General features: G+C 36.4%; 13 protein-coding genes. 3 read left to right on the top strand and 10 right to left on the bottom strand.

The features are described from left to right. Positions 1-96: 96 nt before the first annotated feature. Complete coding sequence (locus QF042_RS13265; RefSeq protein ID WP_307529102.1) at positions 97-1119, bottom strand: LD-carboxypeptidase; 1023 nt, start codon at positions 1117-1119, stop codon at positions 97-99. A 623-nt stretch (positions 1120-1742) separates the two neighbouring features. Beyond that, complete coding sequence (locus tag QF042_RS13260; protein WP_307529100.1) at positions 1743-1904, bottom strand: hypothetical protein; 162 nt, start codon at positions 1902-1904, stop codon at positions 1743-1745. A gap of 344 nt (positions 1905-2248) precedes the next feature. On the opposite strand from QF042_RS13260, the gene QF042_RS13255 reads away from it, so the two are divergent. After that, a complete protein-coding gene (locus tag QF042_RS13255; protein ID WP_307529098.1) occupies positions 2249-3547 on the top strand; it encodes a DEAD/DEAH box helicase in 1299 nt (432 codons plus the stop codon). 145 nt (positions 3548-3692) lie between these two features. On the opposite strand, the gene QF042_RS13250 is transcribed toward QF042_RS13255, so the two are convergent. From QF042_RS13250 to QF042_RS13235, 4 genes are all read right to left on the bottom strand, one after another. Beyond that, positions 3693-4973, bottom strand: coding sequence for an OmpA family protein (locus QF042_RS13250; protein WP_307529096.1), 1281 nt, complete (start codon positions 4971-4973; stop codon positions 3693-3695). A 236-nt stretch (positions 4974-5209) separates the two neighbouring features. After that, positions 5210-5875, bottom strand: coding sequence for a YdeI family protein (locus QF042_RS13245; protein WP_307529094.1), 666 nt, complete (start codon positions 5873-5875; stop codon positions 5210-5212). 241 nt (positions 5876-6116) lie between these two features. Continuing rightward, complete coding sequence (locus QF042_RS13240; protein ID WP_307529091.1) at positions 6117-6647, bottom strand: RNA methyltransferase; 531 nt, start codon at positions 6645-6647, stop codon at positions 6117-6119. Between the two features lie 66 nt (positions 6648-6713). Next, the gene (locus QF042_RS13235; protein WP_307529089.1) at positions 6714-7880 is read right to left on the bottom strand and encodes a galactokinase; all 1167 of its coding nucleotides are present in this window, start codon (positions 7878-7880) and stop codon (positions 6714-6716) included. Between the two features lie 76 nt (positions 7881-7956). On the opposite strand from QF042_RS13235, the gene QF042_RS13230 reads away from it, so the two are divergent. Both QF042_RS13230 and QF042_RS13225 read left to right on the top strand, forming a co-directional pair. After that, positions 7957-9006: an aldose epimerase family protein gene (locus QF042_RS13230; RefSeq protein ID WP_307529087.1), complete on the top strand. Its 1050-nt coding sequence runs from the start codon at positions 7957-7959 to the stop codon at positions 9004-9006. Between the two features lie 3 nt (positions 9007-9009). Beyond that, positions 9010-9405 carry a DUF1398 domain-containing protein gene (locus QF042_RS13225; protein ID WP_307529085.1) on the top strand — a complete coding sequence of 132 codons (396 nt, stop codon included), beginning with the start codon at positions 9010-9012 and terminating at the stop codon, positions 9403-9405. A 150-nt stretch (positions 9406-9555) separates the two neighbouring features. On the opposite strand, the gene QF042_RS13220 is transcribed toward QF042_RS13225, so the two are convergent. The 4 genes from QF042_RS13220 to ribD form a co-directional block, all read right to left on the bottom strand. After that, positions 9556-10416 carry a nucleoside phosphorylase gene (locus QF042_RS13220; protein WP_307529083.1) on the bottom strand — a complete coding sequence of 287 codons (861 nt, stop codon included), beginning with the start codon at positions 10414-10416 and terminating at the stop codon, positions 9556-9558. 67 nt (positions 10417-10483) lie between these two features. Then, on the bottom strand, positions 10484-11098 hold the full coding sequence (locus QF042_RS13215) for a YigZ family protein (protein WP_307529081.1): 615 nt from the start codon (positions 11096-11098) through the stop codon (positions 10484-10486). Further along, positions 11085-11954 carry a DMT family transporter gene (locus QF042_RS13210; protein WP_307529079.1) on the bottom strand — a complete coding sequence of 290 codons (870 nt, stop codon included), beginning with the start codon at positions 11952-11954 and terminating at the stop codon, positions 11085-11087. Before QF042_RS13210 ends, QF042_RS13215 begins: the two co-directional genes overlap by 14 nt. After that, the gene (ribD, locus tag QF042_RS13205) at positions 11955-13007 is read right to left on the bottom strand and encodes a bifunctional diaminohydroxyphosphoribosylaminopyrimidine deaminase/5-amino-6-(5-phosphoribosylamino)uracil reductase RibD (RefSeq protein WP_307529076.1); all 1053 of its coding nucleotides are present in this window, start codon (positions 13005-13007) and stop codon (positions 11955-11957) included. Between the last annotated feature and the right edge of the window lie 29 nt (positions 13008-13036).

Genomic DNA, 13036 nt, shown 5'->3' with positions numbered 1-13036 from the left:
GAGCGGAGTGCAACGCAGCCGAGAAATCTATCGAGGTAGATCTCTCCATTCCACTGCGTTCAAGTCGAGATGACGAAAATACGAATGGTAAATAGGCTAAACCGTTCGTAATACCGAGCCGGTTTCGTTTACAATTAAGGTATGGTTTACACCACATTTTAATGCGAAGTTGTTTCGTTGGTGACCAACCGGGAAATCAAAAGCAACAGGATAGGTGTATTCCTTTACTTTTTCCAAAACGCTATCATAAATGGTTTTGCCAAATTCTTCGCCAACATCATCAGGTTTAACTTTAAAACCACCAACGATTAATCCCTTTAGATGTTTCAGTTTGCCGCTGCGTTTTAGGTTCCACAACATTCTATCAATACTATAAAGGTATTCGCCAGTATCTTCTATGAAAAGTATTTTTCCTTTTGTATCCAAATCAGAATCACTGCCTGCTAAAGTTTCAATAATACTTAGGTTTCCGCCCACTAAAATGCCATCAACTTTTCCTTGCCGGTTATTCATGTTAATAGGAGCGGTGTAACCCATTTGCTCACCAATTAAAGCATTTTTTATAGATAGAATTGTTTCAATCTGTATTGGTTCAGCTTTACTCCAATCATCAGGAAAACTATTACACATTTTGGAGTGGATAGAGGCAATACCATAATTTTTGGCCAAATGACAGTGCAAAACGGTGATATCACTAAAACCGATAATCCATTTTGGCTTTCTTTTAAATAAAGAGAAATCCAGTTTATCGATTATCCGTACAAAACCATAACCACCACGAGCACACATAATAGCTTTGATTGTTGGGTCATCAAGCATCTGCTGAAAATCAGCTAACCGCTCTTCATCCGTTCCACCATAGGTAAAATCTCGTTTGCCGATTGTATCGCCAACTTTTATGCTAAATCCCCAACTTTGCATTTGTAAAACTGAAGGCTGGATCTGTTCCAGCGTAATGTACCCTGCTGGACTTGTAATCCCAATGTTATCACCAGGTTTTAAATAGGGAGGTGCTTTAAATGATGAACTTTCATTTTCTACGGTATTGGCCAGAGTTTTAAAAGCAGGAAGTACAGTTGTGGCTGCAATAAACGAAGAAAGGAAATGTTTTCTGTTCATCTAAAGTATTGTGATATTGATTGGACTAAGATATGATTTAAAATTTTTGCATAAAAGAAAAGGGATTTATATCCATAAATCCCTTTTTTAAACCAAACAAATTAATCTGTAAAAGATTAGTATAATGTGAATTATATAAATAACCCAAAATGAAATAAAAAGTTTTGAGATTTTTGAAAAAAAATAAACCTTATCATATTCATTGCATGTGAAATAACTTTTTAAATCACTGTATCTGCTAAATAGCCATGATGGAAACGGAAATACTTTTTGGTTCCGTTGTATTGTATTTCGAAAGCTTTTCCAAAAAGATTAGAGTGGACAGCAGGAGCAACCCTTCACTATAAGCACTGAAACTGCGCTTCTAATTAATTAAAGATAGGATGCTGATAGAATCCATACGTTGCGCTTAGGATGACTGCACCTAGGTAAAAGGTAAAGGCTACCCATCGCGGATAGCCTTTGCTAACAACAAAACAAATATAAGATAACCAAATCTTGCCTGATTGAGCAGAATCAGGAGAAAGTGCTATGAGATACACTTTGCGGCCTAGTAATGGATTCGAACCATTGTAAAGAGTTTATGAAACTCCAACCTTCCTATCGGTCAACTGGCCTTGTTTTTATAATTGCTTTAACGCCAAATAATCTCTTAATTCTAAAATCTGTTCTTTATTTATGCTATCTTCATCCTTTAGAAGCTGGGGCTCAACTTTTTCTGTTTGCAACGGATAAATGAGTTTCGAATATTCATCTATAGCCGGGTATTGAAAATAAATCGACATGATTTTAGCATTTAATTGTTCAACATATTTTTGTTAATGATTAACGTTGAGCAAATATAGAAATAAGTATATAATATCTATAGAATTAGTAGATTTTATTTTGATAAATATTTCAACTAATTCATTTTCAGTAAAATAATTTTTTTACTGCATCGCTTTTTAGCAAAAATTCAAACGTAAACAAATAATCCTAAAAGAAATGAACCTGATTTTCTTAGGATAAAGTGGTGGAATGACTACAGCTGTCAGGAACTTACCACATCCATTTACAAGCCTTTAAATTCAATTTCAGAAAAGCTAATTATTTTAAGGATATTTGCAGTTCAAATATTAAAATAGTAATTGTGTCTTTAGATAAATTAAAACTTAGCAAACCACTTGTAGCGGCCATGACTGATGCAGGATTTTTAACACCAAAAGAAATCCAAACCAGAACAATGTCGCGCATTTTAGGTGGACAAGATGTTATAGCGGTGGGACCGGAGGGTTCGGGAAAAACAACAACTTATGTTTTAGCTACTTTAATGAAGTTGAAGTACGCTTTTGAGGAAGCACCAAGGGCCTTAATCTTAGTGCCTGATGCAGAACACGTAGACCATGTTTTGGAACAATTTAAATTATTGAACCGTAACAATTCTTTCAGAATTTTGGGGATTGATAGCCGAGGTGCTGTTGATACACAGATGAACGAAATAACCGATGGTGTTGATATTATCGTTGCGGTACCCGATCGGGCACGTGCTTTATATTTAAAATTAGCCTTAAATACCAATAAGATTCAATTGTTTATTGTAGATAATGCAGAGCTTATTGTTAAAAAAGGTTTACAGTTGCCAGTAGTAGAATTGGCCAACAGTGCATATAAATCTCAGCATGTGGTGTTTACTGAAGTAATGCACGAGAAATTGAATCTAATGATTTCGCCTTTCATGAAAGATTCTACTACAACTATTGAGGTAGATGAAATTGGCGAAAAACAAGCGGAAGTTTATCAGCAGATGCTTTATCTGGTGCCTAATTTCAGAACCAAGCTTAACCTGTTAACCTTATTATTAAACGATACCGAGGTTTTTGATAAAGTTGTGGTTTTTGTAAATACACGTTTAACCGCACAAACAGTTTACAAAAACTTTAATCAGCATAAAGAAGGTGAGATTAGCATTTATCGCTCTTTGTTTTTTGATGATAAAGGCTATGATGATATTGAAGACTTTAAAGATAATCCAGAGGCAAGAGTTTTAATTGTAGCCAACGAGAATTTAGGAGAACTTAATATTGAAGGAATTCCTTTTATCCTGCACTTTGAATTGCCAGAGCAGAAAGAAATCTTAATCCAACGTATTGTTAAACATGGCAATGAAGATGTGGTGGCCATTACTTTTTCTACCGATATCGAATTGATTGAGGTAAAAAAAATTGAGCAGGCTATTGGTCAGAAATTAGAGGTGATGGAGTTGCCTGAAGATTTGAAAGTAGTTGATGCAGCTGCCAAACCAAAGAAAAAAAAGGTTGCTGAAGAAGATGAAACTTCCGAACGTGGTGCTGCTTTTCACGAAAAGAAGGCCAGCAATTTGAAAAATTACAATTATAGCGCTGGCACAAAAGCTAAAATGACTTATAAGAATAAAAAGGGGTTGTCTTAACGACGGGCGTCACGCTGAATTTATTTCAGGGTCTATTCCGCCAATAAAGATCCTGAAAACAAGTTCAGGATGACGATTTTAACATATAAAAAAAGCTCCTCAGAATTAAATCTGAGGAGCTTTTTTTATTGACCGTTATTTAACATTAGTATAAAGTAAACTCTACACGACGGTTTTGTTGACGACCAGCTGCAGTTTTGTTTGTTGCAATTGGTTGGTCAGGTCCGTAGCCTGTAGCTTCAATTCTTGATGCGTTTGCACCTTGAGATACTAAATAAGCTTTTACTGATTCTGCTCTGTCTTTAGATAAACGTAAGTTTAATTCTCTACCACCAGTATTATCAGTATGACCAGCTAATTTTAAGCTAAAGTTTTTCTCTACCAATAAACCAGCAACTCGGTTTAAAGTAGCAAATGATTTAGAACGAATAGTTGATTTACCTAAATCGAATTCTAAGTTAGAAATCGCATCTTTAACCACTTTACGGTCAGCTTCAGTAATTACTCTAGTTTCTTTAATTACTTCACGTTGAACTTTAATTGGGCAACCAGAACCATCAACAACTGTACCTGATGCAGTACCTGGGCATTTATCAAATTTGTTGGCTACACCATCATTATCATCATCGCCTAGATCTTTAGCATATTGATCTCTGTCGCGTTGTGCGTTTTGCTCAGCAGTAGATAATGCGCTTCTTAACTCAGCACTTTCTTCAGCGCTTTGTTTACGTAGGTTAGCCAATGAGCTGTAGTTTTGTAGTTGAGGTTTTTCTTTGCTACCCAATGCAAATTCTAAACCTGCGTGTGCATAGGCAAATCTGCTTTTCGGTAAAGATTCAGGAGATTTAATGAAATTAACATCATAACCCAAATCAATATTGATTCCTTTTGCAACACCTAATTTAACACCCGCACCAACCGGGATAAACCAACCTTCTCTGTTATTACTTTCGCTTACTATAGCACCACTTGTACTATAATCAGATGACATATAACCAGCACCACCTTTTAAATATGGGATTAAAACTGCATTTTCGTTATTGATGTTGATATTAGCAACGTTAAAAACCGCAGTTAATGCGCCAGACCATTCAACACTTTGTTGAAAATCAGTAGTTCCGTTAGTCGATTTAATGTTACCTCTTAAAAAATCTGCCTGCAAACCTAAAGATGGCAAAATCTGTTTTCTAACATTTGCTCCGTAACCGATACTTTTGAATTCTTTTGCGGTAACACTTCCCGAACCGAAAATGGTGTTAGGAGAAAGTATGCCTCCATGTACACCTACGCTCCAGGTACGAAAAGATTTTTCTCCAAACCTGGTACCAGTTGTAGTAGAGGTGGTTGGTGTTTCCTGTGCAAATAACTGTGATGATAAACCCAATAAAGCAATCAACATTGTTGATTTAGTAAATCTTGTATTCATGTTTTTCTATTTTGTAAATATTAGTCTCTTAACAGTTTTTATATCATACTGTTTTGAACTGACTAAGAAAAAATCCTGCCAAAAGCATAATTTTTCTTACAAATAGCATGTTATCAGAAGATTAGGAGGGTAAAATTATTTCACAAAAAAGTTACTTTGTATTTAAGATTCACATAATTTCTGTATAGTATTCTATACAGAAATTAAATTCAGGTCCATTTATTGTAGTTGTAATTCTACTCGTCTGACGGATTTCTCTTATTATTTAATAACATCTCTAAGGTTTTTTCGAGCCTGCTTGTACGCGTTTTTTCCTGTTTTGCAGATAAAATCCAGAGTACATATTCTTTCCTGTGGGTGTAAGCGAGTTGGTTAAAGTAATCGAATGCTTTAGGATGGCTTTCCAAAAGGATCTTTAAATCCTCAGGAAGTTTAACAGTTTTATTCACCGGATCAATATATTCGCCAAACTCATTGGTTTTAATGTGGTCATTCCTCATTCCGGATGGTTTGACTTCAGAAATGAGTTTTAAACGCAGAGCAGTCCAGGTTTCGTTTACTGCTGCCGATGCACATGGCGTTAAACCGAAAGTATTCAGTTCTTCCCAGCTTTTCATCAGATCCAGATCAGATTTAATCTTTGACGTTTTCTTAGGATAAAAGATCCAAATAATACTTTTAGCATCAATATATTTAAGGTTCTTTTTAATCTGCTGATCGAGCAGATCTTTGTTGAGGGTGAAAGCGATTAATACATTAAACTCAGCTTCTTCCTCATCATATTTTATTATAATATTTGAAGGGATATCGCCAAATATAGCACCCGCTTGCTCTGGAGCATTAGCTACCTTAATCACGTTACCAGGTTTTACCTGAAGTTTTTTTAAGAATAAATTTTCCATTTTATAAGTTAAATTTTAGCCATGGATTCATGGAGAAACACGGAAATGTTTTCTTCTTTTTTTTATTGCATCGGATGACTCTGTGTTCTTCGCGCCTTTTCTCTGTGTTCTTTGTGGTTAAAAAAATAGCCACGGATTCACGGAAAAACACGAAAATGTTTTCTTCTTTTTTTTATTGCATCTCATGACTCTGTGTTCTTCGCGCCCTTTTCTCTGCGTTCTTTGCGGTTAAATAGGCGGGTTACAGCCTCAATTTAGCGAAGAAATCCCAAAAAACAATACCGGCAGAAATTACAATATTAAAAGAATGTTTAGTTCCAAACTGAGGGATTTCGATACACTCATCAATTTTGGCCATTACTTCATCGCTCACGCCATCAACTTCGTTCCCAAAGATCAATGCATATTTTTTACCCGGATCGGGCTGGAAAGTGTTCAGCATGGTGCTGTTTTCAGCTTGTTCTATTGCAACAATCTCGTAACCCAAAGCCCTTAAGGCATCAACGGCCTGCAAAGTATCGGTATAATGAATCCAATCAACAGATTGCGTAGCGCCTAATGCTGTCTTCTCAATTTCGCGGTGCGGTGGTTGAGCGGTAATACCACAAAGTATCACTTTTTCTAACGCAAATCCGTCTGCTGTACGGAAAACCGAACCTACATTATGCATACTGCGGACATTATCCAAAACCACTACCACAGGTAGCTTTTCCTGTGCTTTAAACGCTTCAATATCCGCACGGTTTAATTCGTCTAATTTTAATTTTCTCATTATTTTTTTAAAAGGATTACACAGATGGAGGGATTACACCGATTGGATGTAATTTCGGAACTATGTTTATCCTTGGGCATTTGTTATTAAATATGGACCATTGCCTATTTCACTAATGTAAATGGCAGCAGGGTAGCCGATCTGATCGACGTAATAATCAGTTAAATGTTTTGCAAAGTCTTCTTCAAAGCCTTTCTCTAACAAAGCTATTGCACAACCACCAAATCCGGCACCCGTCATACGGGCACCGATTACATGCTCATAATCTGTGCAAAAATCTACTAATGCATCCAGTTCTTTTCCACTTACTTCATAGAGCGTTCTTAACGATTCGTGCGAGGCGTACATCAGGCGGCCAAACTCTTCCAGGTTTCCTCCATTTAATGCTTTAGCCGCTAAATGAACACGATCATTTTCTTTAACTACGTGCGTAGCACGATTTAAGATCGTTTTATCTGTTATTACATGACTGTGAAGCGCAAATTTCTCAGCGGTTAATTCGCAAAGATAATGAAGGTTTATTTCTTCGTTTAATAGTTTTAATGCCGTTTGGCATTCTGCAACACGTTCATTATACTTAGAATCAGTCAATTCGCGTGGTTTATTGGTATTAATGATGGCCAAAACATAATTACCGAGATCAACATCAACCATTTTGTATTTTAAGGTTTCACAATCTAACACAATGGCTTTGTTTTTTTCTCCAAAAGCAACGGCAAACTGATCCATAATACCCGAATTTAGGCCGATAAAATCGTTCTCTACACGTTTCGCTATTTTAACCAGTTCAAGCTTGTCGTAACCCAGATTGAAATAATTATTTAATGCATAAGCAGTGGCTATTTCTATAGAAGCTGAAGAAGATAAACCAGAACCGATTGGAATGTTTCCATAAAATAGAAAATCCAGTCCTTTAATTATTTTTCCATCCTTAATAAATTCATTAATTACGCCGATGGGGTAATTTGCCCATAAGCTACCATCTTTTTCGTTTATAGTATTGCTTGCTACCGCCGTTTGAACATCGAAGTTTAGACTTTTAAACCTAAATCTGCTCTCGTTATTCGGGGCAATGGCTACCCATGTTCCTAAGGTAATGGCACAAGGCATAACCAAACCGCCATTATAATCAATATGTTCCCCAATGAGGTTAACCCGCCCAGGTGTAAAATAAATGGCATCAGCTTTTTTATGGTATTGCCCGGCAAATTTTTCCTGTAGGTTAATGTTCATTTGGCTAAAATATATTTATAAAAAGCATTAATAATAGTATGTTTGTTTACGAAACAAAAGCCCTAAGTTACAATTTATGAGCGTTCAGCAAATACCTACCGGAAAAATTATTGATGGCGAAGAAGTTATCGCAATCGAACTCACCAATAGCAAAGGCACTTATGTCAAAATATTCAATTATGGTACCATTATCAACAAATTTGTAGTTAAGAATGCCAAAGGCGAAAAACAGGATATCGTTCTTGGTTTCGATACATTTGACGAATACCTCAATCCGGCTTATTTGGCAAACTACCCTTATTTTGGTGCTATCATTGGCCGATATGCCAACCGCATAAAAAATGGAAAATTCATTATTGATGATGAAACCTATCAGTTGGCACAAAATGCCGGTACCGATACACTGCATGGAGGTATAGTTGGCTTTGATAGAAAAGTTTGGGATATTGTTGAAATTAATGATGGACCACAATCTTCGGTTACCCTGCAATATGAAAGTATAGATGGAGAGGAAAATTTTCCTGGGAACCTGATTGTTGATTTAACTTTCGAACTTACTGAAAATGATGAATTGATTTTAAGTTATGAAGCAGAAACGGATAAAGCTACAGCCATAAACTTAACACACCATAGTTATTTTAATCTGGCTCCTGAGGGTGGAAATATCAAAAACCATAAACAACAGATTTTTGCTTCAAATTATTTAGAGCAAGATGATAATTATTCGGTAACAGGTAAATTGATCCCTGTTGAAGGTACTCCTTTGGATTTTATCAAATCTAAAGCGATAGGGCAGGATTGGAATGAGGATGAAGGCTATGATCAAACTTTCGTTTTGGATAAGATCTATGGCGATTTATCGCTGGCTAGTAAAACAATTGAAGAGGAAAGCGGTTTAGTTTTAAGCGTATACACTACAGAACCGGTAGCCCATTTGTACACAGCGAAATATTTAGGGGTAAAGAACGGCAAAGATGGAAAAGATTATGATAGTTATGATGCTTTTTGTGTAGAAACACAACACCATCCAAATGCCGTTAATATTCCAACATTTCCTAGTACCATTTTAAGACCAGATGGCCTGTACACGCAAACAACAATTTACAAAGTTTCATTAAACAGATAATTTATGTTCACGATCGAAAACATCCAGGCAGCAGAATCAAAAATTAAAACTGGTGCAGATTTTCCTCAGTTTATAAAAGAAATTAAGGAAATGGGTGTTAAGCGGAACGATGTTTACGTATCAAACGGCTTATCGATTTATTTTGATGATGAAGATAATGCTCAACAAGTAAGTCCTGATGAATATCCAACACTGACGATCAACACTGCATCTTCTTCTGATAAATTGGCGCATGCGTTGAAAATACACCAGGAGGGAGAAACTGATTATTTTACATTTTGCAAGCAAGCGGCAGATGCGGGTGTTGAAAAATGGGTAGCTGATCTGGATGAGATGACTTGTACTTATTTAGATGCCGAAGGTAATGAATTGGTGAAAGAAACAATACCAACAGTATAAAAATATTCCGTGGTGTCAGATGTTGCCATCTGACACTTCTTTTTTTTGTATAAATTCATGTTTTAGAGGTTTGTGCGCGCTGGGCTTATTTTTGACCATCTGAGACATCTTAGAACATTTAAGTTAATATTAGTGATGACTCCGCCATAACTAAATCCTTTCAAGTACCATTTTTATAGCTTGTTCTACTATTTTATTCGGTTCTTTGCTAAATTCAAATTTTATCCTGCTGGCTAGAATGGCATTAATAGAAAGTGCTTTATGGCCCAAAACCTTAGCTAAAGCATAAATTCCGGCAGTTTCCATCTCTAAATTAGTAATCCGGTATTGGTTACTCTTAAAACTGTTAATCAAGCTAATAAAATCGGGAACCGCGTTTTTAGCACGTACAATTCTACCCTGTGGAGCATAAAAGCCAGGCGCTGTAATGGTGATACCATGAACCATATCTTTGCCAATGGTATTTAACAGGCCTTCGTCGGCAGCAGTTAAATAGGGGTTCATATTTTTAAGGTGACCAAAATGGGCCTTAATATCATCCATTAAAAGCTGCTCATCACCAGATAATTGCTGGAGATAGTAATTCATTAGAGCATCCATCCCTAAGCCATAAGAGGAAGCCAAAATCGTTCCCATTGGAATATCCGGCTGAACAGCACCAGAGGTACCCACTCTGATCATATTTAATGAGGTAAGCTCTTTTTTAATTTCACGGGTTTCAAAATTAACATTAACCAATGCATCTAATTCATTGAAAACGATATCAATATTATCGGTACCAATCCCTGTTGAGAGCACGGTAACGCGTTTTTTACCTAAATAACCCGTGTGGGTAATAAATTCGCGTTTGCCTTTTTTAAATTCTATTTTATCGAAATATTTACTTACCTCGCCAACGCGGTCAGGATCGCCAACGGTAATTATAGTATCAGCAATATCACCTGGTAAAAGGTTTAGATGGTATATGCTGCCATCAGGATTGATAATTAAGTCGCTTTCGGATATTTTCATATTTGGTTTATCTTGCCCGCTGATCAACGTAGATTTTATCGGTGTTCACTCTTTTAATCTGTGGTTATTAAATCGTTTCCAGGTATTTTAATTTAACACCCTCAATTTTATCAAATTTACTTAAAACCTGATTGAGTTGTGCTTTTCTCACTTCAAATTTCAATATACAATCCATATCAAATTGTTGTCCTAAGATCAGCAAGTTTTCTTCTTTACTCAATTTCATCACCTCGTTCATTTGCAGGTATTCGAAATGCGCTTCGTAAACATCGTTAACCGTTTTGTTAATAATGGTAGATGCATTAATTGCTTCTATACTAGCGGTTTTATATGCATTAATTAAACCAGGTACGCCAAGTAATGTACCGCCAAAATAACGTACTACCACAATTAGGATATTAGTCAGGTCTTCTGATAATAAACAGTTTAGGATTGGCCTGCCCGCAGTACCCGAAGGTTCGCCATCATCATTAACCCTAAAAACAGACCGGTCAGGTGTCAGGCGATAAGCATAACAAAAATGATTGGCCTTAACATGTTCTGCACGAAGTTTGGTAATAATCGGCTTTATTTCTAATTCACTATGGATAGGGTAGGCATAAGCAATAAATTTGCTGCCTTTATCCCGAAATATACCTTCTGAAGTACTTTCGATGGTTTTATATGAATCATCGAACAGCATTCTGTGATAGTGTAATGAAGATAACGGCTGCAATTGCCAAAATTATACCTGCGTAATTTAATTTACTTAGTTTTTCTTTAAATACAATTACTCCAATTAAGGTACCTGCAATAATTACTCCTAAATTCATAGCTGCAAAAACGGTAGATGGATTTTCGGCCAATGCTTTATGGGCCTTCATGTAAAAAAGGATATTCCCAAAATTGAAAAAGCCTAAAATGAATCCACAAAGCACATTTACCATCTGTATTTTTATTTTGCCGGCCAGCACCATCGAAATTACGATCAGCAATGAAACAATAAAAGCCAGGCAAAAAACAGTAAAAAGCGAAGTGGTATAAGGCAATTCTTTATATAATGCAATTTGTTTAAAAAGAACATCGATTACCCCAAAACCGACGAAAACCATAATGGGATAAAGCAGGCTTCCTTTACTGCTTTCTTTTTGATCAGATTTCCGAAGAAAGGTTAAGAAAATAGCCACAAAACCGATCGCCAGACCAATAATCTTCAGGTTATTAAAATCTTCTTTAAAGATAAAATAAGCTGCCAGTATCGGGATAAATAGTGATAAACGTTGTGCGATATCGGTTTTAACAATGCCAAGATTTTTTACCGATGCTGCAAGGAATAAAAATATCGACGGCAACAGGATAGCCAAGGCAATATAAATTGGCCATGGTGCGGTAGAGGTGATTAGTTTAACATCGGGCTTAAAAAAAAGAAAACAAAAGCTTAATGCAGCAAGGTAATTGATGGTAACGGCTTGAATGATACTGATTTGGTACCGCTTGGCCAGCTTTAATAAAACGGCTACAGTAACACTACAGCAAATGCTTAAAATAATGTAAATCATTTATTTGATGTCGTTTAGATAGATAGAGAGTTTGTCATTTCCAATTTGTACTGCTTCCTGCAGATTTCCATTAATATTTGGAGAAGAAACACCCTCGCTCCAGCTGGTAGATGAAGTAAAAATACGTGCTTCATCCCATAGATTAGTACTTAAAAATTGATTTAAAATATTGGCGCCACCTTCAATAATTACCGATTGTATATCCATCAGATAAAGCTGAAAAGCAATTTTTTGCGCTAAATAAAAGTGCATATCCTCCATTTGGATATAATGGATATTCGCTATGACATCAGTTTTAACCTCATTAAAGATAATGGTTTTGGCTGCTGCATTAAAAATATGATTGGTTACTGGCACCTGAAGGTTCTTGTCGATTACCAGACGGATGGGATTTTTACCGGGCCATTCACGCGAAGTTAACTGCGGGTTATCCATAATGGCAGTCTGTTTACCAATCAGGATTGCATCTTCTTCGCTACGCCATTGATGAGCTAAACGTTTGGCCAAGGCACCACTGATCCATTTCTGGTGACCATCTTTTGTTGCGAAATAGCCATTCGCGGTTTCTGCCCATTTTAAAATAATATATGGCCTTTGCTTTTGGATCCTCGTAAAAAATCTTCTGTTGAAATAACGGCATTCATCATCCAAAATCCCACTCACCACTTCAATTCCTGCATTTCTGAGTTTCTCGATGCCTTTGCCATCAACACCAGAAAAAGGGTCTCTATTGCCAATCACTACCTTCTTTAATTGGTGTTTTACCAATAAATCGGCACAGGGAGGTGTTTTGCCAAAATGCGCGCAAGGCTCCAGGTTAACATAAGCGGTAGCCTGTTTCAATAGATTTTCGGCCTCATTACCATGTTTATCAAAAACAGCTTTAACGGCATTGGCTTCGGCATGTGATTTTCCATATTCCTGATGATATCCTTCTCCAATAATTTTGCCATCTACAACAATAACACAGCCAACCATTGGGTTTGGACTAACGTTTCCCAAAGCCAGGGCGGCTAAGTCCAGACAGCGTTTTATATAAAATTCATCGCTCATTAGGGCAAAAGTAGTAAAAAAAGAGTCAT

The sequence above is a fragment of the Pedobacter sp. W3I1 genome (genome assembly GCF_030816015.1).
GTDB lineage: Bacteria > Bacteroidota > Bacteroidia > Sphingobacteriales > Sphingobacteriaceae > Pedobacter.
Note: the sequence above shows the minus strand (reverse complement) of the source record. Positions and strands in the feature narration are given on the sequence as shown.